Raw genomic sequence first — 23,549 nt, forward strand, 5'->3', positions numbered from 1 at the left:
GCGATTATGCGAGAAACGGATCGCTTCGGGCGACGACCTATGCCGACGAGGGCTCCAGCTCGTGGACGGCCGCGAGCCGTCGGCCCGCAACCTCTCCGAAGGACCTACGCTATGCCTGTTCGTCTCGATGGATGACCGCTGGCTGCACCGACCATTCGGCCGGTTCGTCATTCTCATCGGCCGCCGCTTCGGAAGATGTCCTGTGTATCTTCCCTGGCTTGTGGTGTGCGGGTGCATAGATCGCATAAATCTGCATCGGTTCTTCGCCGATGTTCCGGACATTGTGCCACGATCCTGCCGGTATGAGCATGCACCAGCCATCTGCGACCTCGGCCTCGAAGGTCAACTCGTCCCTGGCAGGCCCGATCTGGACCCGGCCGCGGCCGGCATCGAGGCGCAGGAACTGGTCGGTGTCGGGGTGCATTTCCAACCCGATGTCGCGGCCAGCCGCGATCGACATCAGCGTTACCTGAAGGTGGCGCCCGCTCCACGCGACCGAACGATAATTCCGGTTCTCGCGCGTCGCCTGCTCCAGGTCAAAGGCCTGCGGTAGCGGTCCGATGTCGGTTATTGTCATGCGCCTGCACCTCCAGATCAATTGGATTAGCCTTAACCGCCGGGTACAGGCAGGGCAGTACGTAGATCGCCGGAGGCTTGCGCCGGGATGTAAGATGCGGGCGGCTACATTTTTGCGGCATATATCATTCTGCCGGGGCCTAGCCGCTCGAGCACCTGACCGATGTCGGCCCGCGCGAAGGCGAAACAGCCTTCGCTTCGCCCGACCTTGCCTGTCTTGCGTGCGATCTCCTGCGAGACATAGGGCGCGGCGTGGATGACGATCCGTCGTGCCTCGACATTGCTGTTTTCGGGATCGAGCCCGGAGAGACGCCGCGACCGGCCATGCTTGCCCGCATAATCCTCGCCGACGAGATACGAGCCACTCGACGAGGCGGCAGACCCCGGTAAATTGGACAAGCGAAGCACCCAACCACAATGAGCCGGATCCGATCCACGCCCATGCGCTACGAGATGGCTTCGATGCGCTCCATTCACCATGTCGACGATGTGGAAGCGAAGTGCGCTCGAGGCCTGGCTGAAATCGACGATGCCGATAACGTCGCGATGTTGTATCACGCCTCGGTGTCTGTTGAGCGCATCCAATGCGTGGCGTATGAGACGCGGATCAGGGCCGTCATCCTGTACCGGAAGCGCTGCGCGAGCGTTCGACTGCGACCCGAGCATGCTCAGGGCCAGTGCGCCGCCACCTCCCAGAAGGTGACGCCTGGAAATAATCATGTTGCTTCCCACGATCTAAATTTGCTTGGCATTGCCGAGCAGATGCGCATGAGCGACGCCGGATTCCAGATACGTACTAACCCTGTCGGTGCCGGTCTTTTCTCCTGCGGTGGCCGTCACACGGGGATTCACCGATTCCGGACGCCCTGCTGATCTGCCAGTTTTGTCGTGCCGGTTTGAACCAAGATCGTCGTTCGCCGGGATTCACCGCGATGAATCCTTTTCTGGGCGGATTGTTCGGCTGCGGATGGTCGGCCCGTCGACGAAACCGAAGTCGGCGACACCGGTGTGCGGGTCCGCTCCAAACGTTAGGGTACCAATCCGATCCTCGACCTTGCCCCCCTTCCCGGCGCCGACCAGGCCGCACGCTAGGGCTATGTCGCGCTCGTTCTATGCAGGAACTTCCCGTTCAGCTTTGCTGTCCCTCCATCGGTGGTCACGGTGACGCCCGCGGCATCAAGATCGGCCTAGCGCTTGAACGCCGATACGATGCGGTCCCTGACATCGGTCTACGCCCGCAGCTTTTTGACGTCGAAAAGTTGGTTACGCCGATCGCCCCGGACATACGCACGGCCACGGGAAGACCGAATGACTATTAATGGCCCTGCTTCGTCGAATGAGTTCCGCTCTTCGCCTCTTCCAGTCGAAGAAGATCCTTGAGCGTCGACAATTGCTGGGGATCGGTCGTGGTACGGATAAGCTTCTTGAACCGTTCGATATTCGACTGAGATATATATTCCTGCATGGTGCCGGCCTTGGTTAGGCGGCCCGGACTGTCCGATTCGTTCAGCGATACTACGCCCTTTTTAACGCAAACCGTGGGGATTTACCTGGCCGAACGGCGCTTTCTTGGAAACGATCGTTGACGGCCGGCAGCAATCGACGTCGACAGCCCCTCCGATAACGCATGTTAAGTCCTGGACGTGAAGTTGGAACCGAGCGCAATGCCGATATCTCACGCGGGCCCTCCGTCCCCCGGCTGAAACCCGGCGACATCATTAATCTGGCGCAGGATTTGCCCTAGCTGAATGCGCAATGCGCCATAAGCATCGCTATGCACTTCCGACATTGTCGCGGGACGCGTCGTCGATCTTCAAGACGATTGCCCCATAGTCGGTGCAGCAGGGTCCCCTCTTCCGAACGAACCCTGCCATCCTCTGAGGTCGTGACCAAAGGAAGCCCATCGACTTTCTGGGTCGCAGGAAAGTCTTTGTAATCCGGTCCTAGGCCAATCGACGAAGAAGTCGAGTCAGGCATGCTGGTGATAAAGCGACCGATTGCGGACATTGGTTATGGCGATTGCCGTCCTTCTGAACTCCCAGGCGTAGAGACCGGCCGAGATATCCTGTCGCATGTTGAGGCAAATAGCCTTTGCGTCGTCAGCGAGGAGTGCGAAGTGACATAATGTAAGCTGAAGCCATCTCAGCCTCTTCTCTGGTCAACATGATCGACATCGCATCCGGTGTATCGTGTACATCGCGAAAAAATTCGTGCAGCGTATCTTGGCTAAACCCCATGTCATTCGCGACCGCCACAAAGCTGGGTGCCTGCGAATTGGGCGGCTCAACGCCCGGGCGTAAGGCATGACAACCGCTACATCGCTCTTCGACAAAAGAAAGCGCGCGTGCGTCCTGAGTTTGCACGGCAGTCGCGAGGGCAGTTGTATTGGAAGTAGCAACTTCCCTCTCGGCGGGCACGCATGTGCACAGCAGAGCGGTTGTCAATACGGCGAACAGTCGTGAAAACTGCATGGCGAGCCTTTCTGGGGGCGGGGTAGCGAAACCTTGCAACGCCATATCCGGCAGGGGTGCCAAGCTGTCGATGCCATTGTTCGCGGATGAGCAGGTCGCCTTTCCCGATACGGTACCACATTCCTGAGCTTATCCATAGAAAGCGAATTTTCGAAAGATTTGGCCGTTTGCTGCCAGTCTGTTTTCTGCGACACATCGTGATAAGCGGACATCGCTCGCTAGCTTAACGGGAATTGCGGGAAACGACTGACACTGGTGCGCTCGAATGAAATATGTGTAAGTTGCTGAATTGTTAAAGAGGCTTGGCAATGATCGGCCATAGACAAGAAATTCTCATCCTGACGGGAACGCCAGGCGCGGGAAAGACAACAACGGCCTCCACGATGGCCATGTCGGACGGATCGCCGAAAGTGCATCTCCACTCCGACGACTTCTGGCATTTTATCAAGCACGGCGCGATCCCACCCTATCTTCCTGAGGCAGATCAACAGAATGGGGTGGTGATCGATGTTCTGGCGAATGTCGCGGCTGGCTACGCACGTGGTGGCTACTTCGTCATTGTGGACGGCATCGTCGGCCCCTGGTTCCTTGAAGCGTTCAGGAGGATAAACTTCCCGATCCACTACATCGTGCTTCGCCCATCCCTGAACTCTGCGATCGAGCGCTGCCAAATTCGTGGCGGCGATACCTTGTCCGATCCGGAACATCGCAGCTCTGCATCAGCAATTCTCTGAACTTGGTTCTCTCGAACGGCATGTTCTGTTGACCGAAAACGACGATCGCAAAACATTGTTGTCTCGCGTAACGTCCGCGTTGGGCAGTGGATCATATCTTCTCTCCCAATATAAAGGGCCAGCATTCCCGCCATAAGCCAGAAGCATCCTTTCTGGATTTGCCCACTTGCAGCCGAACTGTCGCATGCGCCACGCGAGTATCCGCTACTGCGAAATCTGACCGGTAACGGTCAGGCGACTTTCGGCGCGATATTGACGAACGCTCCCATGACGAACCTAGGCGTCGCGGCAATCTTTGCCGGCTACTGTCGATCCCTGTCCGCAGTATGAAAAGGATCCATGATAAACGGCGCGGGAATCAGACTTCAGAGGGATACTTCGGTCCCCGCGGAGTGCTCTGGGCGGTTGCGCAGGCGGCCGATATCCAAGCGACCATAGCGACCGGACGGTGTTATAATGTCGTCCCAAGCCTCTATCAGGATCCGGGCTTCAGCTAGCGAGCAACTTCCTAATCCGCTCGGCTCGCAGTCCGAGGTAATCCAGGTATTTCTTGAAGATCGGCGCATGCCAGCCGCGCCAGACACGCATGCGTCGCTCAAGTCAGGGTCTTGCCCGACGCCGTCATGCCCAGGATGCCATTCTCACCCAGCAGGCCGTTGGCAACATCATCCGTGGCTCCATACTCTCAAGGTATAGCAGTGGACTGACACGGTCTTTCAGTTTTGAGCGAAGACTGGATATCATTCACTTCAGAAACGGGGTGCCTGATGGTCGAAATCGAACATGTCGAAAGCTTTCTTGTCGACCTTCCGACAATCCGGTCCCACGTGCTGGCCATGGCGACGATGCACAGTCAGACCTTGTGCATGGTTCGCCTTCATTGCTCGGACGGTATTATCGGAATCGGCGAAGCAACAACGATTGGCGGGCTCGCCTACGGCCCCGAAAGTCCCGAAAGCATACAGCTAAACATCGAAACCTATCTGGGGCCCTTGCTCAAGGGGTGCGACGCCACCCGACCCGCGGCAACCATGGCGCGGCTCGCAGGCCATATCGTCGGCAATAACTTCGCGAAATGCGCGATCGAAACCGCCCTCCTCGACGCGCAGGGCAAACGCATGAGCCTGCCTGTCAGCGAGCTCGTCGGCGGGCGTGTTCGCGACCGGCTCCCGGTCCTTTGGACGCTTGCCAGCGGCAACACCGCTCTCGACATCGACGAAGCCGAAGACATGATCGAACGCGGTCGGCACAATGCGTTCAAGCTGAAAATCGGCAAACGCACCCTCGAGGACGATATCGCGCATGTTGCGGCTATCAAGCGCACGCTCGGAAGCAGGGCGTCGGTGCGCGTCGACGTCAACATGGCTTGGGACGAGACGACGGCGGCGCGCGGCATCGAAATGTTGGCCGACATCGGCTGCGATCTGGTCGAACAGCCGATATCGCGCTTCAACCGCGCCGGCATGGCGCGCCTTGTGGCGCGCGCGCGAATTCCGATCATGGCCGACGAAGCGTTGACCGGGCCGGCGAGCGCCTATGATTTTGCGACCCATGCGGCCGCCCATGTCTTCGCGGTAAAGATCGAACAATCGGGGGGTTTGTTCGCCGCAAAGCAAGTGCAGGCGATTGCCGACGCAGCCGGTGTCGCGCTCTACGGCGGCACGATGCTCGAAGGTGGCGTGGGATCGATCGCGTCGGCGCATGTTTTCGCGACCTTCCCGTCGCTTTCGTTCGGGACCGAATTGTTCGGGCCGCTTTTGCTCACCGAGGAAATATTGGCGATGCCTCTCGATTATGCCGATTTCTCGCTCGGCGTCCCCGATGCGCCGGGCCTCGGGATCGCCCTCGATGACGACCGCGTCAATTTCCTTCGGCGCGACGCCGTGCGCACAACCATCAGTATCCCGGCTGCCTGAAAGGAGCGAATATGCTGTTCAAGGTCGAAATGGATGTCAATGTTCCGCTGGACTATGACCCGGCGCGCTTTGAAACGCTCAAGGCGGCAGAAAAGGAACGGTTTCAGGAACTGCAACGCGCGGGCACCTGGCGCCACATCTGGCGCGTGGTCGGCCAGTACAGCAATGTCAGCATCTTCGATGTCGCCGATAATGGCGCCCTGCACGACATATTGATCGGCCTGCCGCTTTACCCCTTCATGGACGTGCGCGTCACAGCGCTTTGCCGCCACCCGTCATCTGTTCACGACGACGACCGCTGAGACAAAAGAAAATCAGAGCAAAATACAGGAGAGTTTCATGAACACCGATTTTGTGCAGAGCGCGTCCGTCCAGGATTTGCTCGACCGGGCAAGCGGCCTCGACACCGAAGGCGGCGATCCGCGGCTGCAGCATATTCTTCGCGACCTGATTGAATCCGTGATGACGCTGATCGTCAAGCACGACATCAGCGAGAGCGAATTCTGGAAAGCCGTCACCTTCCTGCAGCAAGGTGCCGACGAATTCGGCCTGCTCGTGCCGGGGATCGGCCTCGAACATTTCATGGACCTCTACATGGACGCCAAGGATGCTGAAGCGGGCCGCACCGGCGGTACGCCGCGGACGATCGAGGGGCCCCTGTATGTGGCGGATGCGCCGATCGTCGAAGGCGACGTCGACCTGTCGCAGGACGCCGATGACACCGGGACACTATATATGAATGGTGCCATCCGGGGGATGGAGGGGGAGCCGGTCAAGGGCGCGCTGCTGCATGTCTGGCACGCCAATTCGAAGGGCTTTTACTCGCATTTCGATCCCACCGGCACGCAGAGTCCGTTCAATAACCGGCGGCGCATCCGGATCGGCGACGATGGACGTTACGCCTTTCATTCGCGGCTACCGAGCGGTTACAGTGTGCCTCCCGGCGGCGCCGCCGAGACGCTGATGAATGCGCTCGGACGCCATGGCAGCCGGCCAGCGCATGTGCATTTCTTCATCGAGGCACCGGGATATCGCACCCTCACGACGCAGATCAATTTCGGCGACGATCCCTTTGCTGCCGACGATTTCGCCTTCGGCACCCGCGAGGGGCTGCTTCCTGTTCCCAACCGCCAGGGCGACGCGGCCTATATCGCCTTCGACTTCGTGCTGCAGAAGTCGGACCAGATCGATGACGAACTGTTTTCCGCACGTACGCGTGCCGTCGCCTGATCAGGATTCCTGGAACCCATGCAAAAAATCCATTCGACTCCCGCGTCGGCGCTCGAAGGGCTGCTGTTCGATGGCATGACGATCATGTCCGGCGGATTCGGCCTGTCGGGCAATCCCGAAAGCCTGATCCCCGAAATCCGCGCGAGCGGCGTGACCGGGCTGACGATCATCTCGAACAATGCAGGCGCCGATGGCTTCGGCCTGTGGATGCTGCTCGAGAGCCGCCAGATCAGGAAAATGATCTCCTCATATGTGGGGGAGAATAAATTGTTCGAGAGCCAATATTTGTCGGGCGAACTCGAACTCGAGCTCACGCCGCAGGGGACGCTCGCCGAGCGCATCCGCGCCGGCGGCGCCGGCATTCCCGCCTTTTACACCCGCACCGGCGTCGGAACCGTCGTGGCGGAAGGAAAGCCCACCGAAATGTTCGATGGCGAGGAATATGTCCGCGAGACCGCTCTGAAGGCCGACCTGTCGATCGTGAAGGCGTGGCGCGCCGATCCCGCCGGAAACCTCATGTTCCGCAAGACCGCGCGCAACTTCAATCCCAACATGGCGACCGCCGGCCGGGCGACCGTCGCGGAAGTCGAGGAAATCGTACCAGAAGGCAGCTTCGATCCCGACTGCGTCCACACGCCGGGCATCTATGTCGATCGCATCATCCTCTCGACGATCAACGAAAAGCGGATCGAGAAGCTGACGACGCGGCCGCGGGAAACTGCGGCATGAGCTGGACTCGCGACGAGATGGCGGCGCGCGCCGCGAAGGAGCTGCGGGACGGCTATTATGTCAATCTTGGCATTGGAATTCCGACGCTGGTGGCGAATCATGTCCCCAAAGGCGTCCATGTGACGCTACAAAGCGAGAACGGCATGCTCGGCATCGGTCCCTTTCCCTATGAGGGCGACGCCGATCCCGACCTGATCAACGCCGGCAAGCAGACGATAACCGCCCTTCCGACCTCGAGCTTCTTCTCCTCCGCCGACAGTTTCGCAATGATCCGCGGCGGTCATATCGACATGGCGGTCCTGGGGGCGATGGAAGTCGCGGCCAATGGCGACCTCGCCAACTGGACGATCCCCGGCAAAATGGTGAAAGGCATGGGCGGCGCGATGGACCTCGTCGCGGGCGTCAAGCGCATCGTCGTGGTGATGGACCATGTCGCCAAGGACGGTAGCCCGAAGATCCTGGAACGCTGCACCCTGCCGCTGACCGGAAAGGCGGTCGTCGACCTCATCGTCACCGACCTTGCCGTGATCGCCGTCGATCGCAAGGCCGGCGGTCTCACGCTGGTCGAGACCGCACCGGGCATTGGCATCGACGAGGTTGTGGCCCGCACCGGTGCGCCCCTGGCCGTTGGCGCGCCGGCGGCATGATGGACGCCTTGATTTGCGATGCGATCCGCACGCCGATCGGCCGCTACGGCGGCGCATTGGCGGAAGTGCGCGCCGACGACCTGGCCGCGATCCCGATCCGGGCGCTCGTCGCGGGCAGCGGCATCGACCCCGCCGTCATCGACGATGTCATTCTCGGCGGTGCCAACCAGGCCGGTGAAGACAATCGCAACGTCGCGCGCATGGCGGCGCTGCTCGCGGGGCTGCCCGAGACCGTCGGCGGTTCTACCGTGAACCGCCTGTGCGCATCAGGCCTCGATGCCGTCGGCACTGCCGCGCGCGCGATCCGGGCAGGCGATGCCGATCTCATGATTGCTGGTGGGGCCGAAAGCATGTCCAGGGCTCCTTTCGTCATGCCCAAGGCCGAGCGCGCTTTTTCGCGCGCCAATGCCCTCTTCGACACAACGATCGGCTGGCGCTTCGTCAATCCCGCGTTGAAGAGCCGCTACGGCGTCGATTCCATGCCCGAGACGGGCGAGAATGTTGCGAGGGATTTCGGGATCAGCCGGGCCGACCAGGATGCGTTTGCGATGCGCAGCCAGATGAAGGCGGCCGCCGCACAGGCCTCGGGCTATCTGGCGGACGAGATTACGCCGGTCCTCATTGCCCGCCGCAAGGACGGCGACACGGTCGTCGATACCGATGAACACCCCCGTCCGGATACGACCCTGGAGATGTTGGCCGGTTTGAAGCCCGTCGTTCACCCCGAAGGAACGGTGACCGCCGGGAACGCATCGGGCGTCAACGATGGCGCAGCGGCGATGATCGTCGCCAGCGAGTCCGCGGTCCGCGATCATGGCCTGACCCCGCGTGCCCGCATCCTGGGGATGGCGGCGGCCGGGGTATCGCCGCGCATCATGGGCATCGGGCCCGTCCCTGCCTGTGAGAAGCTGATGACACGGCTTGGTCTGACCGCCGACAGTTTCGATGCGATCGAACTCAACGAAGCCTTCGCCTCGCAAGGCCTTGCTGTGCTTCGCGGCCTCGGCATCGCCGACGACGACCCGAGGGTCAATGCGAACGGCGGCGCGATCGCGCTCGGTCACCCGCTCGGAATGTCCGGTGCACGCATCCTCATGACGCTGGTGCACCAGTTGCAGATATCCAACGGCAGGTTCGGCCTTGCAACGCTGTGTATCGGCGTCGGGCAAGGCCTTGCAGTCGCGGTGGAGCGGGTGTGATGGCGCCCTCCTTCATCACCACGGGCGATGGATGCCCGATCGCCTATCGCTTCGACGGCCCGGCGGGCGCTCCGGTCCTGCTCCTCTCCAACTCGCTCGGCACTGACATGGCGATGTGGGCGCCGCAGATGGACGCCTGGACAAGCCGGTTTCGCGTGCTTCGCTACGACCAGCGCGGTCACGGCCGGTCCGGCGCCCCCGCGGGCGGCTATTCGATGGACCGGCTCGGCCGCGATGTCGTCGAACTGCTGGACAGCGTCGAGGTCGACGCCGTGGACTTTTGCGGGCTGTCGCTCGGCGGCATGACCGGACAATGGCTCGGCATTCGCGCCGCAAGCCGGGTGCGCCGCCTCGTCCTTGCGAACACCTCGTCGTACATGGGGCCGCCGGCCAATTGGGATGTGCGCATTGCCGCGGTGCTGAAAGAGGGGATGGCCTTTCTCGCGGAGCCGTCGGTCGAGCGCTGGTTCACCCCCGAATTCGCGGCCAGGTCACCCATGGATATCGCCCCGATCCGTCAGATGCTCGAGGCCACCGATCCGACCGGATATGCCGGCTGCTGTGCGGCGATCCGCGATATGGACATGCGCCGCATCGCACCGCTGATCGACGCTCCGGTCCTGGTCGTCGGCGGCACGCGCGATCCAGCCACGCCGCCTTCGCATAGCGAGGCACTCGCCAGCACCATCGCGGGCGCGCGGCTCGCCATGCTCGACGCGGCGCATCTCTCGAATGTCGAACAACCGGCGGCGTTTACGGCGGCCGTCCTCACTTTCCTCGCCGACTGATCGCGACGAGATCCCGTCCGGAACGACCGCTCCTACAGCGGATCGTCGCCATGATCGGGAACGAAGCGCCGCGCGTCGAAGCTGAACGGCACCTCGGCGCTGCCGCCATAAAGCTCATGATGGGGTGCCGCTTCGGCGAAGGCACAAGCGAGCATCAAGGCATTGCGCTGACCGGGCTCCTCGGGCGCGGCCGGACAATCGCGCAAATAGGTCAGCAGCGCATCGAGGCGCGGCGCCATGGCAGTATCGAATGCAGAAAATTCGTCGGCGGTCGCGGCCAGGCGGAGGCTGTTGCGCTCATTCTCGGTCGCGCGGCCCCAGCGGGCGGCAAGCGGCGCCAGATCCTCAAACCCGGCGGGCATCATCGGCAAATCGGTGGTCATCATGCGTCTTCCCTGGCAAGATAGTCATCAAGATTGAGCGCCGCGTGGCGGATCAGAAATTCCTGGTCCATCAGCTGCATCTCGTCGATCACGCCCGACATGATACCCGAGAATGTGTCTTCCATCGTGGCGGTGTCCTCAAGCCAGGCGTTCCGGTGCAGGGCGTTGACGTGCATCTGCGCCGCCCGCTCCGCCGCGTTCTGCGCGGGACGGAAATAATTGATCCCTTCCCACAGGGTCGTTCCATGATCGATCGGCCAGAACTGGTGCGTGAAGTAGGACATGCCGGGATAGCCGCAACCCGATGCCAGATGGATGAGCAGGTTCGGAAAGATATTGGGGATCTCGAACTGGAAATCGTCCCGGCGCGCCGGATTGATGTTGGCAGGCAACTGGTCCGGACGGGGCTGATGCCTCTCCGAGCCATGCAACACACCCGCAAAGGTCTGCGTCGTCGGCGCGGCGTCCATGCCGGCGCCATAGATGGTCGAGGACGCATGCGGCCCCATCAGCTTGAAGTCGGTATGTTCGATGCCGCGGAACCCGGGCAGCGATCCGGCATGGATGGTGGGCACGTGATAGCCTTCCGAAAAGGCGTAATGCGCGACCTTCCAATTGCATTTGAGGATCGTCGAGTAGCGAAATGCGGTCGTCGATTCATGATAGGGATAGCCGCCGAACAGCGCCGCAAAGTCGCCGAGATATTCGGCCAGCGACTGGGCGGGCTCGGGGTCGAAGTTGATGAAGACAAAGCCTTCCCACTCGTCGCACGCGATTTCCTTGAGCCCGAGGCAGCTTTTGTCGAGCTGGCCAAAGCCTTCCTGCATCGGCACCGATTTCAGCGGTCCGTCGGTTCCGAACACCCAGCCGTGGAAGCGGCAGGTGACGACGCCGGCACGCGAGCGGCCGAAGGTTTCGAACCCCTTGTTCGGCACCACCTTGTTGCCGCGATGGGTGCAGACATTGTGAAAGGCGCGGATGCGGCCGTCCTTGCCGCGCACGATCAGCACCGAGGTATCGGCGACCGGCATCTCCTTCACCTTGTAATCGCCGGGCTGCGGAAGTTCCCAGGCGGTCGCGACTTTCAGCCACACCTTCTTGAAGATTTTTTCCTTTTCGAGGGCATAGATCGCTGCATCGCGGATCGGGCGGACCGATACCGGCGCAATCCCGAGCTCTTCGCGGATCTGCGGAATGGTGCGCTGAATATGGTCCAGCGTCGGGGCATCCTGTTGCATTTTCGGCTACTCCAGTTTCAACAAAACGGCCTTTTGTCAGGCCTGATCCAAGGCTGCGGGCTTGGCGTGCCAGCCCTCGGGATAATGCGAGATGAGGTCGGCGCTCAACCGCAAGTGCCGAAAGCACCACCGCTCCCCGTCCAAGGTCACTTGCGCCGCATAGCTGCCGCCGATCCAGTAGGCCCGGCCGCTCACCGCCGTCGCCGCTTCCCAGAGCATGAAGGACAGCGATGCCGTGCGACCGTCCGCCGCGAGGTCTATCCGCGGCGAGACGAGGAAATGGAGGGTCCAGCGAAAGCCGCGGTCGGCATTTCCCGCCACGCCGCTGGCGATGGCATCCGCGCCGCGGAGCGTGTCATATCCGTCGATCTCGAATGTTGCGTCGGCGGCAAACAGCGGACGGAGCGCCTCAGCCGAAGGCCCGCCGTCGAACGCTGCCCCGAGATCGGCGATCAACCGCTCGATATCCCTGTTCGCCTCGAGCCGGGTGATACGCAATGCCAGGTCGGCGTGCATAGTCATGGCAAAACAACCCTTCGCAGCGGGCGGCCCCCACAAAGGGACCGCCCGCTGCCCCCCTCTTCCTAAAATTTGTAGCCTGCGCTCAGATACCATTCGCGCGGACGCCCATAGACACCCTCGAAAATGCCGCCGAAGCTGTCGGCATAGCCCGAGCCGAGATAGACTTCCTTCGTGAGGTTCTTCACGCCGAGGTTCACTGACCAGCGCTCTCCGGCATCGGTATAGCCGATCGACGCATTGAGCAGGTGATAGCCATCCTGCACCAGCAGCGGCGTGTTGACGGCGTCATTGTAGACGCGCGAGCGATAGGACCAGTCGACCCGCGGGGTCAGCTTCCCCGAGCCGCCGAGTTCGAAGGCGTAGGAAGCACCAGCGCTGAGCGTCCATTTGGGCGCGTTTTGCAGATGGGTATCGGTGCTGACGCCCGCGTTGAGCGCCCGGATATCGACCTGGCGATATTTGGCATCGAGATAGCCGAGCCCGGCGTCGATCCGCAGCGCGTCGGTGGGACGCGCCTGGAGTTCGAGTTCGATCCCCTTGATGCGGGCCTTCGCCGCATTCTGGATGATCGGCGCGAACCCCAGCGTCGGATCGTTCACGGTGATTTGCAGATTGTCGTAGTTGTTGACGAACGCCGCCGCATTGAGGCGGACCTTGCGGTCGAGCAAATCGGTCTTCACGCCAATCTCGTAGGTTTCGCTGGTCTCGGGCTTGAACGAGGGAATGTTGGCGAACGGCGGGAAGACGCGCTGGGTGAAGCCGCCGCCCTTGAAGCCCTTCGAATAGGAGGCATAGGTCAGGACTTCGGAACTCCAGCGATAGGACAGGCTGGCCATCGGGGTCCAGGCGCGGTCCTTGATCGTCGAGCTTTGCCCGAGCGGGCCCATCAACGGATCGCCGTCCTGCAGTCCCGAGCCGTCGGGGTTGAAGGGCGCGCCGGTCAGGAAGCCCGCCTCGACGACATATTGGTTGGCGTTGTTGAAGGTCTTCTGGTCTTCGGTCCAGCGCACGCCCGCGGTCAGGTTGAGGTCGGGGACGATCTCGTAGGTTGCCTGACCGAAGACGGCATAGCTTTTGCCGTCGAGCACCGCGCCGCTCAGGAACACCGCATCAACGATGTTGACGAGATCGCGGTGGTTGCCGCTCTCGTTCGAATAATAGGCGCCGAGCAGCCAGTTGAGGCGCTTGTCGAAGGCTTCGCCGCCGAGCTGCAGCTCCTGACTGAACTGGTCCTGTTTCCAGTCGCTGTTCGTCTGGACGATGCTCGCCGGGCTGTGGTCGGAATCGCGGGTCCAGAAGCCCGTCACCTTGCGATAGGCGGTGATCGACTTGAACGTCACGGCATCGGTCAGGTTCCAGCTCAACACGCCCGAGACGCCCCAGATGTTGAGGTTCGACGCCGATTGATACGGCTTGCGGCTGCTATTGTTGAACACGTCGGACACCGTGGTGAAGGTGCCGCCGTGCCGGTAAGGCGCGAGCGCCCACTGGCTGTTGTAGCAGCGCTGGTCGGACAGGCGCGCCGGGTTGGTCATGTCGGTGCAGATGCCTGGCGCGCCCGAATAGAGCGCGTTCCAGGTCGCGGCGGCCGGTGCGGTCTCGTCCTGCGCGATGAGGACATTGGGTGCCGATTCCTCGCGGGCCCGCGTCCCGTCGACCGCGATATCGATGGTAACATCGCTCGTGGGCTCGAGGCGGAGTGCAAACCGTCCCGCGAGCTGGTTGGTGTTGCCGAGATCCGGTGCACCGGGCACCACGCCCTTCACATAGCCGTCGCGGCGATGGTAAAATCCCGAGAAGCTGGTGTAGACGCCCTCGGCCAGCGGGATGTCGATCGACGCCTTGACCTGCGCCCGCTCGAAGCTGCCCGTGGTCAGGTCGATGCTGCCTGCGAGTATGTCGCCGGGCTTCTTCGTCGTGACGCTGACCGCGCCGCCGATGGTGTTGCGTCCGAACAGGGTGCCCTGCGGCCCGCGGAGTACTTCGATGCGCTCGACGTTGAGCACGTCGAGGACATTGCCCACACCGCGCGAGATATAGACGCCGTCGAGATACAGGCCGACGCCGGGATCGGCGGACAACTGATAGTCGTTCTGGCCGATGCCGCGGATGAAGATCGCGGCGGTCGCATTGCTGGCCGACACCGGGACCGAGCTGTTGAATTTCACATTCGGGGTGAAGTCGCCGATCTGCGTAACATTGTCGAGGCCGCGCGCGGCGATCGCATCGCCCGAGACCGCCGAGATGGCGATCGGCGTATCCTGCAGCGATTCTTCGCGGCGGCGCGCGGTGACGACGATGTCCTCGATCCCGCCGTCCGGTGCCGCTGCGGCTTCGGCCGCAGCCGGCGCTTGCGCATCCTGTGCGATGGCGGCAGGAGCCGCGATGAACAGCCCGGCGAGTGATACGCCGGCCAGCAGTCCCTGCCGCCAGTGACGTCCGGCCCCGGGCCGCGTGTTGGTCTCAATGCAACGCATAATGCCTGTCCCCTTGATTTCAGATCAGACTGGCGACCCTGCCTCGTTGGACATGACGCCGGCCGAAGTCCGTTCCTTCTGCATCGGCGGGATCATCGAACGCCCCACCGTTGCACATAAGAGACGCCGGGCCGGATCTTTTCGCTAGCCTAATCCCGCTGCCTTCATCCCCTCGCTGCGGAAGACTGTGCAGAAAATGCAGGCGTCGGAATCCCGCTTCTTCGGGCGCGGCCGCTTTGCTGCGCGGGCAGGCTAACACCCTCAGGGGTGGGCTAGCGGCTCCCGCGCGCCAACCGCAAGATGACGCCAGTTTAAGGAATCGCCGGGCATCTGTCCCCGGCGCGAAAATCAACAGTGAAGGGAGCCGACATGTCCGAGAGCGCGCATCGCTGGATGGAGCAATATCCGGAGCTCGGCTCCGGCCCGATCTCCACCGAGCCTTATATTTCGCCCGAATGGTACGACCTCGAAAAGGAGAAAATCTTTCGCAAGGTGTGGCTGTGCGTCGGCCGCGCGAGCGAGATCCCCAAGGTCGGCGACTATAAGGTTAAGCGGGTTGCCGCTGCCGATACGTCGGTCATCCTGATCCGCGGCAAGGACAACAAGGTCCGCGCATTTCACAACGCCTGCGCGCACCGCGGCAACACCGTCGTCAACGAGACCGGGGAAGAGACTTTCGGCCGCAGCAAGGCCGCCATTGTCACCTGCCGATTCCACGGATGGGTGTATGATGCCGAAGGCAATCTGAAGCAGGTCCCAAGCGAGCAGCGCTTCTACAACTGCTTCTCGAAAGACCAGAACGGCCTGACGCCGGTCCACCTGGATATCTGGGAAGGCTTCCTGTTCATCAACGTCGCCGAAACGCCCGAGAACAGTCTCACCGAGTATCTTGGCGACTATGCCACGCATTTCGCGGGCTATCCGTTCCACGAACTCGAATATGGCTTCACCTATTACACCCATCTGGATTGCAACTGGAAGGTCGCGCACGATGCCTTTGCCGAGGCTTATCATGTCGACACCATCCACGCGGGGTCGTTCCCGAACGTCTTCTCGACGGGCCTCCAGAATGTGAAGCTGATGGGCCCGCACCGCACCTGCGCGGTGTGCCTGACACTGAACGCCAAGCCGACGCCGGTCGCCGGCATCGCCAACGCGCTGGCCGGCGCCTCGCTGGTATCCCAGCGCGGCGAGTCGATGCTGCCCCCCACTATCAACCCCGACAAGCGCGACGACTTCGCGTTCGAGCTCAGCGTCCTGTTCCCGAACACGCTGATCCATGTGTCGGAAGGAATCTGGTTCACGCACCAGTTCTGGCCGACAGCTTACAACAAGACGCTCTGGGAAGGCCGCTATTATGTGAAGGCGCCGCTGACCAATGCCGAACGCTGGGCGACCGAACATGCGATGGTTCTGCAGCGCAACGCCTGGCTCGAGGACACCGCGACGATGGAAGACACGCAGCGCGCGATGCAGTCGCGGGCGAAGCGCGAACAGCATCTGCAGGACGATGAAATCCTGATCCGTCACTCGACCGTGGTGGTCGATCAGTTCGTCAACGCGTGAAGAGGGCGCAGCCATGACCAACACCAGCTTGCCGGCGGACTTCGCCGATCTCTCTCCCTTCCTCGATTGGGCCCTGCCCGGCGCCGACGAGCGCCAGACCCGGCGCCGGACCGCGAGCCGCGAGGAACTGAGAGCGTTTTACGATGCGATGCTGCCGCGGATCGAGATGATCCTGGCGCGCGTGGACGCGTATCCACTGGGCGGCTTGCCGCAGGAGCTGCACCCGCTCTACCAGCTCGCGCTGTCGCTTGCCGAAGTCGCGCCGCACATCGAACTTTACGGCGGCGCGCCGGGCGTCCCCTATGCGTTCGAGGAAACGCGCTTCATCGCCGTCCACGGCGGGCAGGACACCGCCCTGGGCCTGGCCCCGGCCGCGGCGGCCTGACAGCAGCGCGGGCGCCATGGCGATGTCTCTGGAGCAACGACTGCACGCGCTCGAGGCGCGCGCCGCGATTGGCGATCTTGTGGCCCGCTATGCGCTTGGCGCGGACCGCCGGAACGATCCCGCGATCCTGGGGCCGCTGTTCGCGGCGGATGCATCCTGGTCGGCCGAGGGCTTTGCGGCGCTGGTGGGACGCGATGCGATCGCCGCCGGCCTCGCCGACATCGCGGCAGGGCGGATCCTCTGGTCGATTCACTTCATGGTCGCCCCCCTCGTCACCCTCGCCGACGACCTGCACTCCGGGACATGCCAATGGTATCTCTGGGAACTCTGCACGATGCACCGTGACGAAGGACCAGAGGATCAGTGGCTTGGGGGCTGGTACGACGCCACCGTGAAAAGAACGGAACAAGGATGGAAATTTCAAACGGTGATATTGGACATTCGGGCGCAGGGGGACATTGTCCCCGCGCTCTCCTTCAAGAAGCCGGCGGGCGCGTGATGGAGCATTTGTGCGCCTCTGCCGACCTCGCCGAGGGCGAAGTCCTTCAAGTCGATCTTGGTGAAGGACGTGTACTCGCGGTCTATCGCCTCGACGGCGAGGTGTTCGCGACCGACGACGGCTGCTCGCACGGCGATGCATCGCTGGCCGACGGCGAGATCGAGAATGGGCAGATCGTCTGCCCCTATCATCTGGGTACGTTCGACATAAGGACGGGTGAGCCGACCGGCGCGCCCTGCTCGATTGCGATCCGCACCTATCGCGTGACCGAACAGGATGGCGCAGTCCTTCTCACTTCATAAGCAGCGGCAGGGCCATGCTCCGCGCGGGGTCGTCGCAGTCCGCCGGCGCGCCGGGCGGCCAGTCCGGTCACATGGCGCGCAAGGTTTCCGATGGCCGTTCGCCATAGCGCTCGAAATAATCGCGCGCGAACTTGCTCAGATGGGTAAAGCCGCAGGAGAGCGCGACCTCGGTCACCGAGACGCCGCTCGCCGCGCCTGCCTGAAGCGCGGTGCGCGCCCGCGCCAGCCGGTAGTTTTTGAGATACCCCATTGGGGTCGAATCGCGAAAGCGGCGAAAGCCGGCATGGAGCGAACGGGCGCTGACGCCCGATACCTCGATGAGTTCGGAGAGGCCGATCGGCTCGTCCGAATGGGCGCGGACATAATCCTCTGCGCGCCGGACATAATAAGGTGCAGGCCCCGACACCGACCCGTTGAACAGTTCGCTGTGATTGTGCGGCACCGCGGCCAGCAACAAGGTCTTGAGGCTGTCCTCGATCGACCCGCAGGTGCGCGGATGACTGTAGCCCGGCAGGCCGAGATCGATGTCGTCGCAGATTGTCCGCACCAGATGGGCAAAGGACGCCGCAGCACCCTCGAGGCGAACCGGCCGCGGTGAAAAATGCAGTTCGCCGGGCCGGAACCCCAGTTCCTGCACAAGGACATTTTCGAGGTCGCTTTTGGGGATCTTGACCGTGAAATGCTTATAGCCCTCGTCGAACACCTGACGGATGCGTGAATCGGATCCCAGCACGCACATTTCGCCCTGCTCGAGGATGAAGCTGTCGTCGCCCTGACTGATCTCGGCCCGGCCGGCGAGCGAGAATTGCACCAGATAGAGCTGTTCCATCGGCGGGATCGCAACGATCACCCGGCCGTAGGGATTGCCATAGTCGGTCGCGTTGAAGGTCAGCGACCGCAGCGGCGCCTGGTTGTGGCGAAAGGCGATCGGCGGCACGCCGCCCTCGATGTGCAGATCATGCTGGCAAAACATTGCGCTCATATGTTCGTGCACGGCGCCGATATCGTTCGTCTGCAATTTGGAACAGCTCGAAAGCGGGAGCGCCGTACCGTTCCACGCATCCTGACTGGGCATCGGCCACGGACTCCGGGTCATCATGACAGGCACTCCTTCTGTCTCGGGGCAGGCGCGGCTTCCTCGAACCGGAACACGGCATCGCTGAAGGCACGCGGCGACTGATAGGCCCGCTTGCTGTGGCTCAGCCCCAGATCGAGGATGGTCTCGCAAGTCTTGAACGCGATCAAGCCCGGATTGAGGACGGGGACGTCGAGCCGCTCCTGCAGGTACAGGTGCGACTGATGCATGGTCGTCGAGCCAAGGATCAGCACGTCCGCGCCGTCGACCTCGATCGCGGCGCGCGCCGCTTCGAGAAGCTGCGGAAAGACACTGTCTTCCTTGCCAGCCAGAAGCTCGGCGGTGTCTGGCGCGACGCCGATCGAGCGTACCGAGGCGAGCCGGTGTCCGAGGCCGGTCTCACCGAGGATCTTGTCATAGAGCCAGCTCCAGCGGTCCCACATGCTGATGATCGAAAAACGGCGTCCAAGCTGGCTCGCGAGATGATAGGTGGGCGCGGCCGTGCCGAGGACGGGAATGGAGAGCCGCGACCGGAGCGCCGCGACGCCCGAGTCGCTCATCGAATTGACGCAGACGGCGTCGAATCCCTCTTCTTCGGCGCGCAGCCCGGCGTCGAGGCAGAAGGCGTCTGCCATCGTGCCTTCGTAGAGCGAGTCCAGCGCCTTGCCGCCGCGGGCCGCGCAGCAGAATTCGATCGACAAATCAGACCGTAACAGGCGTGCCGGGAACTGGGCGGCGAAGCTGTCCAGCGCTGCCGGGGGAACCGGTACAGGTATGATCATCTTGATCCGTCGGGCCATTACGATACTCCGCAGGGATGACAGGGGTGTGCCGCAAACCGTCCGGCAAGACGCCACACCCCTAGCGATACGCAAGGATGACGCTCCCGGAGGACCGGAGTCAAATACCGATTCTCTCGCACTTCATACCTGCCGAGTATGGAAATCCCCGATCGCACCTCCTCTCGGCGCCACTGCGAATCCCGCCGTTTCGGAGCAGCGGCTGCGGCCACGGGCTAGCTCGCCGCACGCTTCCCCGCGACACTTGCAGACAGCTTGTTGGGAGACCGAAATGCCTTCATCGTTGCCCGGCGATTTTGCCGACCTTGAACCCTGGATCGACTGGGCGCAGCCGACCGAACTCCTGCGCAACCAGAAGCGCTGGGCGGCCACGATGGAAGAGAGCCAGGCCTTTTACGACATTATGCAGGCGCGGTGCGGCGACGCGCTGAGCTACCTCGACCAGTTTCCGCTCACCGCGCTCGACGAGCAGCAAAAGACGCTCCTCCATCTTTGCCTCGCGCTTACCGAGGTGGCGATCACCATCGAGATGTATGGCGAGCCCCAACCCAAATATGTCTTTCCCATCGAGCGGTTCGTCCCGCTCCACGACAGCTGGGTGCTCGGTTATCCCGGTCAGACGGCAGGAGCTGCGACATGAGCGCGACCGACACGGCAGGGCGCTTCACCGCGCTCTATCCCGACGAGGGAACCGGCCCGATCCCGGTCGAACGCTATACCAGCGACGCCTATTTTGAGCAGGAGAAGAGCTCGGTCTTCCGCCGCAAATGGCTGAACATAGGGCACGAGCTCCAGGCGCCCCGCAACGGCGACTATTTCGTCGTGCAACTGCAGGTCGCCGACACCGGCGTCCTCGTGGTGCGCGGCAAGGATGGCGTCGTTCGCGCCTTCCACAATATGTGCTCGCACCGCGGCGTGCCGCTGGCCTGGGACGCGAAAGGGCATTGCCGCGGCTTCCTCACCTGCCGCTTCCACGGCTGGGTCTATGACACGACGGGCAAGCTGGTCCATGTCAGCGACGCCGAGAATTTCCCCAGCGTCGACGCCGCCGAAAACGGTCTTGCAAAGATCCATTGCGATGTCTGGAACGGCTTCATCTTCATCAATCTCGCCGCCGAGCCTGAAGAGACTTTGGCGGAACATCTCGCGCCCGTCTCCGAGCATATCGGGCGCTTCGATTTCGGAGGTTTCGTTCCCGCCTTTTCCTACCGGATTGACGAGAATGTGAACTGGAAGACGCTGCAGGAAGCGCAGCTCGAAGGCTGGCACCTTCCCTATCTGCATGAAAAGACTCTGGCGCGCGCGGTCAAGATCGACGGACGCCAGTATCGCCACGCCGCAATTGAGCTCCATGGCCTGCACGGCGTCCTCGGCTCACCGCCGCCGGACAGTTTTACGCCGCCGCCCACGGCGGCGCTCGCCAGCCAGTTCGGGACGGGCACGGTGCAGGCCTTCGGGTCGAAGGCAGACACGGGCGCCGACGGCTATCAATTCCGCGGCTCCTTCGATTTCTGGCACATCTTCCCCAATTTCTTTATCGGACTGCTCGACGGCCTCTTCTTCACCTTCAACATTTGGCCGGTCGCGACCGATCGCAGCATCTGGGAAATCAAGGGCTATTCGCCCCCGGCCACCACCGCCGGCCAGCTGTTCGCGGCCGAATATTCGAAGATCGGGCTGCGCGATCCGATGATGGAGGATTGCTACACCCACGAACTGATGGCCGCCCAGCTGAAATCGGGCGCCAAGAAGTTCATCCATTTCCAGGACGAGGAACTGCTCGTCCGGCATCTGGGCAACGGCGTCGAGCGCTGCATCCGCGGCCTCGCCTGACAGACGAAAACGACGGACCTCTCATGACCCTGGAATATGATGTTGCAATCGTGGGGGCCGGCCATGCCGGCGCCCACAGCGCAATCACCCTTCGCAATCGCGGCTTTACCGGTTCGATCCTGTTGATCGGCGAGGAAGCGACGTTGCCCTATGACCGCCCCTCGCTGTCCAAATCCTATATGCTGGGATCGATCGGGATCGAGCAGCTGCTGCTGCGCGACGCCTCCTATTGGGCCGAGCAAAAGATCGACATCGCGCTCGGTGTCACCGCCGATCGCCTCGACGTCGCGGCCTCCTCGCTCGGGCTCAGCAACGGCGAGACCGTCCGCTTCGGCCATTGCATTCTCGCAACGGGGGGCAGCGTCCGCACCCTGACCTGTCCCGGCGCCGACCTTCCCGGCATCCACGGCGTCCGTTCGCTTGCCGATGCCGACGCCATTCGCGCAGCGCTGCGCCCGGGCATGAAGGTGGTGATCGTGGGCGCTGGCTATGTGGGGCTGGAGGCCGCCGCGGTGCTGCGCGAACTCGATCATGCGGTCACCGTGATCGAAGCGCAGGACCGGGTCCTCGCGCGCGTCACCGGCCCCGCGCTCGCCGGGTTCGTCGAGAGCAAGCATCGCGGGCACGGCGTCGATTTCCGCCTCGGCCAGCATGTCGCCGCGATCGAGGGCAATGGACGGGTCGAAGCCGTGGTCCTGCAATCAGGCGAACGGCTGCCAGCCGACCTCGTCATCGCCGGCATCGGGATCGCCGCGCGCACCGGCCTCGCCGAAGAGGCAGGTCTGACATGCGACGGCGGCGTGATCGTCGACCAATGCGGCCGCGCTTCGGCATCGTCGGTCTTCGCGATCGGCGACTGCGCGCGGCACCCGAACGATTTCGCCGGCGGCCTGTGGCGGCTCGAATCGGTCCAACATGCAACCGGGTCGGCCGAAATCGCGGCCGATGCGATCATGAACGGCGCGCGCTGCTATGATGCGCTGCCGACCTTCTGGTCCGACCAATATGATATGCGCATCCAGTCGGCGGGCATCCTGCAAGGCGCCTGCGAGACCGTCGTGCGCGGCGATATGGAGAGCGGATCCTTCTCGATCTTTTACCTGCAGAGCGGCGCGGTCGTCGCGCTGGACTGCGTCAACTGCCCCAAGGACTTCATGGGTGGACGGGCACTGGTCCAAGGCCGGGCGCGGGTCGATCCGGCGCTTCTGGGAGATACCGGCGTTGCGGTCCGCCAGATCGCCAAGCAATTGATCAACTGACCGGCACGGGTTCGTCGTCGAGATCGGTCTGGTAGATCGCCCGGCTGATTTCGACGAGGCATTGCAGTTCCGACGACCCGTCGCTGGCCCGGTGGCTCAGGATGATCGGGGATATCGCATCCGACGCCGCGATCGGGCGGAATATGAGGTCGGGCCGGTCCATGATCTGGGCCGAGGCGGGTACGACCGACAGACCCGCCCCTGCCGCAACCATGCCGAGCGCCGCCTGCAATTCGCGCACCTCCTGGCAATGATGCAGCGTCAGACCATGGTCCTCGAAGAGCGACAGCACCTGGTCGGCATAGCTTGGGCGGACCGGCCGCGGATAGAGGATCATCGGCTCGTCCGCCAACTGATCGAGCCCGAGCGGCGCGCCCTGAGCGGCGAGGCGGTGATCGGCGGGAAGCGCGGCGACGAGCGGTTCTTTCGTCAGCACGATACGCCGCAATCCCTCATCGTCGACCCGGAGGCGGCCAAAGCCGACATCGATGCGCCCCTCGCGCAGCGCCTCGGCCTGTTCGAGCGATCCCATTTCGAGGAGCGAAATGGCGACTCCGTCGCCCATGCGCACGCGAAACTCGCGGATAACCTGCGGCAGCTTGCCGCACAGGATCGAACCGACGAACCCGATCATGCAGTGGCGCGTCGCAGCGCCGAAATAGCGCGTCATCATCCCGCGCACCTGGTCGAACCCGGCCAACGCCTGCACCGCATGCTGGTAGAACAGACGTCCGGCCTCGGTCAGTTTGAGCGGCCGCGTCGTCCGGTCGAACAGTTCGGCGCCGATCTCGGCTTCCAATTGCCGGATCTGACGGCTGAGCGGGGGCTGGGCGATGTGCAGCACCTCCGCGGCGCGCGAGAAGTTCCGCTCCTGCGCGACGGCGACGAAATAGCGCAGATGCCGAAGTTCCATCATGACC

The 23,549-nt window shown here is 62.8% G+C and carries 26 protein-coding genes and 1 pseudogene; 16 read left to right on the forward strand and 11 right to left on the reverse strand.

Going from position 1 to position 23,549, the window contains the following annotated elements:
* Positions 1 to 109 precede the first annotated feature (109 nt).
* Together AC3A43_RS18460 and AC3A43_RS18465 are read right to left on the reverse strand one after the other, a co-directional pair.
* A complete protein-coding gene (locus AC3A43_RS18460; RefSeq protein ID WP_487794026.1) occupies positions 110 to 577 on the reverse strand; it encodes a cupin domain-containing protein in 468 nt (155 codons plus the stop codon).
* A gap of 104 nt (positions 578 to 681) precedes the next feature.
* Complete coding sequence (locus AC3A43_RS18465; RefSeq protein WP_487794027.1) at positions 682 to 1,134, reverse strand: murein L,D-transpeptidase catalytic domain-containing protein; 453 nt, start codon at positions 1,132 to 1,134, stop codon at positions 682 to 684.
* Here AC3A43_RS18465 and AC3A43_RS18470 point away from each other — a divergent pair.
* Positions 1,018 to 1,449, forward strand: coding sequence for a hypothetical protein (locus AC3A43_RS18470; protein WP_487794304.1), 432 nt, complete (start codon positions 1,018 to 1,020; stop codon positions 1,447 to 1,449). The two genes, AC3A43_RS18465 and AC3A43_RS18470, sit on opposite strands and share 117 nt — an antisense overlap.
* 1,226 nt (positions 1,450 to 2,675) lie before the next feature.
* Here AC3A43_RS18470 and AC3A43_RS18475 read toward each other — a convergent pair.
* On the reverse strand, positions 2,676 to 3,110 hold the full coding sequence (locus AC3A43_RS18475; protein ID WP_487794028.1) for a hypothetical protein: 435 nt from the start codon (positions 3,108 to 3,110) through the stop codon (positions 2,676 to 2,678).
* Between the two features lie 245 nt (positions 3,111 to 3,355).
* On the opposite strand from AC3A43_RS18475, the gene AC3A43_RS18480 reads away from it, so the two are divergent.
* Positions 3,356 to 3,781 (forward strand): AAA family ATPase, encoded by a 426-nt coding sequence (locus AC3A43_RS18480; RefSeq protein ID WP_487794029.1) that lies wholly within the window; start codon positions 3,356 to 3,358, stop codon positions 3,779 to 3,781.
* Positions 3,782 to 4,057: 276 nt separating this feature from the next.
* Here the strand turns inward: AC3A43_RS18480 and AC3A43_RS18485 are convergent.
* Positions 4,058 to 4,281 (reverse strand): annotated as a pseudogene (locus AC3A43_RS18485) (integrase core domain-containing protein); the annotation flags it as partial.
* A 267-nt stretch (positions 4,282 to 4,548) separates the two neighbouring features.
* On the opposite strand from AC3A43_RS18485, the gene AC3A43_RS18490 reads away from it, so the two are divergent.
* The 7 genes from AC3A43_RS18490 to pcaD are packed head-to-tail and all read left to right on the forward strand — an operon-like array spanning position 4,549 to position 10,290.
* The gene (locus tag AC3A43_RS18490) at positions 4,549 to 5,697 is read left to right on the forward strand and encodes a muconate/chloromuconate family cycloisomerase (protein WP_487794030.1); all 1,149 of its coding nucleotides are present in this window, start codon (positions 4,549 to 4,551) and stop codon (positions 5,695 to 5,697) included.
* An 11-nt stretch (positions 5,698 to 5,708) separates the two neighbouring features.
* The gene (gene catC / locus AC3A43_RS18495) at positions 5,709 to 5,999 is read left to right on the forward strand and encodes a muconolactone Delta-isomerase (RefSeq protein WP_325466650.1); all 291 of its coding nucleotides are present in this window, start codon (positions 5,709 to 5,711) and stop codon (positions 5,997 to 5,999) included.
* A gap of 37 nt (positions 6,000 to 6,036) precedes the next feature.
* A complete protein-coding gene (locus AC3A43_RS18500; protein WP_487794031.1) occupies positions 6,037 to 6,927 on the forward strand; it encodes a dioxygenase family protein in 891 nt (296 codons plus the stop codon).
* An 18-nt stretch (positions 6,928 to 6,945) separates the two neighbouring features.
* Positions 6,946 to 7,656 carry a CoA transferase subunit A gene (locus AC3A43_RS18505; protein ID WP_487794032.1) on the forward strand — a complete coding sequence of 237 codons (711 nt, stop codon included), beginning with the start codon at positions 6,946 to 6,948 and terminating at the stop codon, positions 7,654 to 7,656.
* Positions 7,653 to 8,303 carry a 3-oxoacid CoA-transferase subunit B gene (locus AC3A43_RS18510; RefSeq protein ID WP_487794033.1) on the forward strand — a complete coding sequence of 217 codons (651 nt, stop codon included), beginning with the start codon at positions 7,653 to 7,655 and terminating at the stop codon, positions 8,301 to 8,303. Before AC3A43_RS18505 ends, AC3A43_RS18510 begins: the two co-directional genes overlap by 4 nt.
* Positions 8,300 to 9,502 (forward strand): 3-oxoadipyl-CoA thiolase, encoded by a 1,203-nt coding sequence (gene pcaF, locus AC3A43_RS18515; RefSeq protein ID WP_487794034.1) that lies wholly within the window; start codon positions 8,300 to 8,302, stop codon positions 9,500 to 9,502. The genes AC3A43_RS18510 and pcaF overlap by 4 nt, the downstream gene beginning before the upstream one ends.
* Complete coding sequence (gene pcaD, locus AC3A43_RS18520; protein WP_487794035.1) at positions 9,502 to 10,290, forward strand: 3-oxoadipate enol-lactonase; 789 nt, start codon at positions 9,502 to 9,504, stop codon at positions 10,288 to 10,290. Before pcaF ends, pcaD begins: the two co-directional genes overlap by 1 nt.
* A 32-nt stretch (positions 10,291 to 10,322) precedes the next feature.
* Here the strand turns inward: pcaD and AC3A43_RS18525 are convergent, their stop codons facing one another.
* The 4 genes from AC3A43_RS18525 to AC3A43_RS18540 all read right to left on the reverse strand — a co-directional run bounded on the left by AC3A43_RS18525 (position 10,323) and on the right by AC3A43_RS18540 (position 14,910).
* Positions 10,323 to 10,676, reverse strand: a complete 354-nt coding sequence (locus AC3A43_RS18525; protein ID WP_487794036.1) for a hypothetical protein — start codon at positions 10,674 to 10,676, stop codon at positions 10,323 to 10,325.
* The gene (locus AC3A43_RS18530) at positions 10,673 to 11,911 is read right to left on the reverse strand and encodes an aromatic ring-hydroxylating oxygenase subunit alpha (protein WP_487794037.1); all 1,239 of its coding nucleotides are present in this window, start codon (positions 11,909 to 11,911) and stop codon (positions 10,673 to 10,675) included. Before AC3A43_RS18530 ends, AC3A43_RS18525 begins: the two co-directional genes overlap by 4 nt.
* A 36-nt stretch (positions 11,912 to 11,947) precedes the next feature.
* Positions 11,948 to 12,427, reverse strand: coding sequence for a nuclear transport factor 2 family protein (locus AC3A43_RS18535; RefSeq protein WP_487794038.1), 480 nt, complete (start codon positions 12,425 to 12,427; stop codon positions 11,948 to 11,950).
* 68 nt (positions 12,428 to 12,495) lie between these two features.
* On the reverse strand, positions 12,496 to 14,910 hold the full coding sequence (locus AC3A43_RS18540) for a TonB-dependent receptor (protein ID WP_487794039.1): 2,415 nt from the start codon (positions 14,908 to 14,910) through the stop codon (positions 12,496 to 12,498).
* A gap of 369 nt (positions 14,911 to 15,279) precedes the next feature.
* On the opposite strand from AC3A43_RS18540, the gene AC3A43_RS18545 reads away from it, so the two are divergent.
* The 4 genes from AC3A43_RS18545 to AC3A43_RS18560 are packed head-to-tail and all read left to right on the forward strand — an operon-like array spanning position 15,280 to position 17,662.
* A complete protein-coding gene (locus tag AC3A43_RS18545; RefSeq protein ID WP_487794040.1) occupies positions 15,280 to 16,476 on the forward strand; it encodes an aromatic ring-hydroxylating oxygenase subunit alpha in 1,197 nt (398 codons plus the stop codon).
* Between the two features lie 13 nt (positions 16,477 to 16,489).
* Positions 16,490 to 16,861, forward strand: a complete 372-nt coding sequence (locus AC3A43_RS18550) for a hypothetical protein (protein ID WP_487794041.1) — start codon at positions 16,490 to 16,492, stop codon at positions 16,859 to 16,861.
* 16 nt (positions 16,862 to 16,877) lie between these two features.
* A complete protein-coding gene (locus AC3A43_RS18555) occupies positions 16,878 to 17,360 on the forward strand; it encodes a nuclear transport factor 2 family protein (RefSeq protein WP_487794042.1) in 483 nt (160 codons plus the stop codon).
* A complete protein-coding gene (locus tag AC3A43_RS18560; RefSeq protein ID WP_487794297.1) occupies positions 17,360 to 17,662 on the forward strand; it encodes a non-heme iron oxygenase ferredoxin subunit in 303 nt (100 codons plus the stop codon). The genes AC3A43_RS18555 and AC3A43_RS18560 overlap by 1 nt, the downstream gene beginning before the upstream one ends.
* A 67-nt stretch (positions 17,663 to 17,729) precedes the next feature.
* Here the strand turns inward: AC3A43_RS18560 and AC3A43_RS18565 are convergent, their stop codons facing one another.
* The gene (locus AC3A43_RS18565; RefSeq protein ID WP_487794043.1) at positions 17,730 to 18,761 is read right to left on the reverse strand and encodes an AraC family transcriptional regulator; all 1,032 of its coding nucleotides are present in this window, start codon (positions 18,759 to 18,761) and stop codon (positions 17,730 to 17,732) included.
* Entirely contained in the window at positions 18,758 to 19,537 is a 780-nt protein-coding gene (locus tag AC3A43_RS18570) for an aspartate/glutamate racemase family protein (RefSeq protein ID WP_487794044.1), read from the reverse strand. Before AC3A43_RS18570 ends, AC3A43_RS18565 begins: the two co-directional genes overlap by 4 nt.
* Before the next feature lie 271 nt (positions 19,538 to 19,808).
* Between AC3A43_RS18570 and AC3A43_RS18575 the strand changes: the two genes are divergently transcribed.
* Genes AC3A43_RS18575 through AC3A43_RS18585 form a run of 3 tightly spaced genes read left to right on the forward strand, consistent with a single transcriptional unit; the run spans position 19,809 to position 22,629 of the window.
* Positions 19,809 to 20,177: a hypothetical protein gene (locus AC3A43_RS18575; protein WP_487794045.1), complete on the forward strand. Its 369-nt coding sequence runs from the start codon at positions 19,809 to 19,811 to the stop codon at positions 20,175 to 20,177.
* Entirely contained in the window at positions 20,174 to 21,370 is a 1,197-nt protein-coding gene (locus AC3A43_RS18580; protein ID WP_487794046.1) for an SRPBCC family protein, read from the forward strand. The genes AC3A43_RS18575 and AC3A43_RS18580 overlap by 4 nt, the downstream gene beginning before the upstream one ends.
* 23 nt (positions 21,371 to 21,393) lie before the next feature.
* Positions 21,394 to 22,629, forward strand: coding sequence for an NAD(P)/FAD-dependent oxidoreductase (locus AC3A43_RS18585; protein ID WP_487794047.1), 1,236 nt, complete (start codon positions 21,394 to 21,396; stop codon positions 22,627 to 22,629).
* Here AC3A43_RS18585 and AC3A43_RS18590 read toward each other — a convergent pair.
* Complete coding sequence (locus AC3A43_RS18590; protein ID WP_487794048.1) at positions 22,622 to 23,545, reverse strand: LysR family transcriptional regulator; 924 nt, start codon at positions 23,543 to 23,545, stop codon at positions 22,622 to 22,624. The two genes, AC3A43_RS18585 and AC3A43_RS18590, sit on opposite strands and share 8 nt — an antisense overlap.
* Between the last annotated feature and the right edge of the window lie 4 nt (positions 23,546 to 23,549).

The sequence above is a fragment of the Sphingopyxis sp. Soil_C_28 genome (assembly GCF_057657055.1).

Excerpts from the sequence above, each read along its gene's own strand:
- AC3A43_RS18460 (WP_487794026.1), bottom strand. The coding sequence starts at position 577 with ATGACAATAACCGACATCGGACCGCTACCGCAGGCCTTTGACCTGGAG.
- AC3A43_RS18470 (WP_487794304.1), top strand. The coding sequence starts at position 1,018 with ATGCGCTACGAGATGGCTTCGATGCGCTCCATTCACCATGTCGACGAT.
- AC3A43_RS18480 (WP_487794029.1), top strand. The coding sequence starts at position 3,356 with ATGATCGGCCATAGACAAGAAATTCTCATCCTGACGGGAACGCCAGGC.
- AC3A43_RS18490 (WP_487794030.1), top strand. The coding sequence starts at position 4,549 with ATGGTCGAAATCGAACATGTCGAAAGCTTTCTTGTCGACCTTCCGACA.
- catC (WP_325466650.1), top strand. The coding sequence starts at position 5,709 with ATGCTGTTCAAGGTCGAAATGGATGTCAATGTTCCGCTGGACTATGAC.
- AC3A43_RS18500 (WP_487794031.1), top strand. The coding sequence starts at position 6,037 with ATGAACACCGATTTTGTGCAGAGCGCGTCCGTCCAGGATTTGCTCGAC.
- AC3A43_RS18505 (WP_487794032.1), top strand. The coding sequence starts at position 6,946 with ATGCAAAAAATCCATTCGACTCCCGCGTCGGCGCTCGAAGGGCTGCTG.
- AC3A43_RS18510 (WP_487794033.1), top strand. The coding sequence starts at position 7,653 with ATGAGCTGGACTCGCGACGAGATGGCGGCGCGCGCCGCGAAGGAGCTG.
- pcaF (WP_487794034.1), top strand. The coding sequence starts at position 8,300 with ATGATGGACGCCTTGATTTGCGATGCGATCCGCACGCCGATCGGCCGC.
- pcaD (WP_487794035.1), top strand. The coding sequence starts at position 9,502 with ATGGCGCCCTCCTTCATCACCACGGGCGATGGATGCCCGATCGCCTAT.
- AC3A43_RS18525 (WP_487794036.1), bottom strand. The coding sequence starts at position 10,676 with ATGATGACCACCGATTTGCCGATGATGCCCGCCGGGTTTGAGGATCTG.
- AC3A43_RS18530 (WP_487794037.1), bottom strand. The coding sequence starts at position 11,911 with ATGCAACAGGATGCCCCGACGCTGGACCATATTCAGCGCACCATTCCG.
- AC3A43_RS18535 (WP_487794038.1), bottom strand. The coding sequence starts at position 12,427 with ATGCACGCCGACCTGGCATTGCGTATCACCCGGCTCGAGGCGAACAGG.
- AC3A43_RS18540 (WP_487794039.1), bottom strand. The coding sequence starts at position 14,910 with ATGCGTTGCATTGAGACCAACACGCGGCCCGGGGCCGGACGTCACTGG.
- AC3A43_RS18545 (WP_487794040.1), top strand. The coding sequence starts at position 15,280 with ATGTCCGAGAGCGCGCATCGCTGGATGGAGCAATATCCGGAGCTCGGC.
- AC3A43_RS18550 (WP_487794041.1), top strand. The coding sequence starts at position 16,490 with ATGACCAACACCAGCTTGCCGGCGGACTTCGCCGATCTCTCTCCCTTC.
- AC3A43_RS18555 (WP_487794042.1), top strand. The coding sequence starts at position 16,878 with ATGGCGATGTCTCTGGAGCAACGACTGCACGCGCTCGAGGCGCGCGCC.
- AC3A43_RS18560 (WP_487794297.1), top strand. The coding sequence starts at position 17,360 with ATGGAGCATTTGTGCGCCTCTGCCGACCTCGCCGAGGGCGAAGTCCTT.
- AC3A43_RS18565 (WP_487794043.1), bottom strand. The coding sequence starts at position 18,761 with ATGATGACCCGGAGTCCGTGGCCGATGCCCAGTCAGGATGCGTGGAAC.
- AC3A43_RS18570 (WP_487794044.1), bottom strand. The coding sequence starts at position 19,537 with ATGGCCCGACGGATCAAGATGATCATACCTGTACCGGTTCCCCCGGCA.
- AC3A43_RS18575 (WP_487794045.1), top strand. The coding sequence starts at position 19,809 with ATGCCTTCATCGTTGCCCGGCGATTTTGCCGACCTTGAACCCTGGATC.
- AC3A43_RS18580 (WP_487794046.1), top strand. The coding sequence starts at position 20,174 with ATGAGCGCGACCGACACGGCAGGGCGCTTCACCGCGCTCTATCCCGAC.
- AC3A43_RS18585 (WP_487794047.1), top strand. The coding sequence starts at position 21,394 with ATGACCCTGGAATATGATGTTGCAATCGTGGGGGCCGGCCATGCCGGC.
- AC3A43_RS18590 (WP_487794048.1), bottom strand. The coding sequence starts at position 23,545 with ATGATGGAACTTCGGCATCTGCGCTATTTCGTCGCCGTCGCGCAGGAG.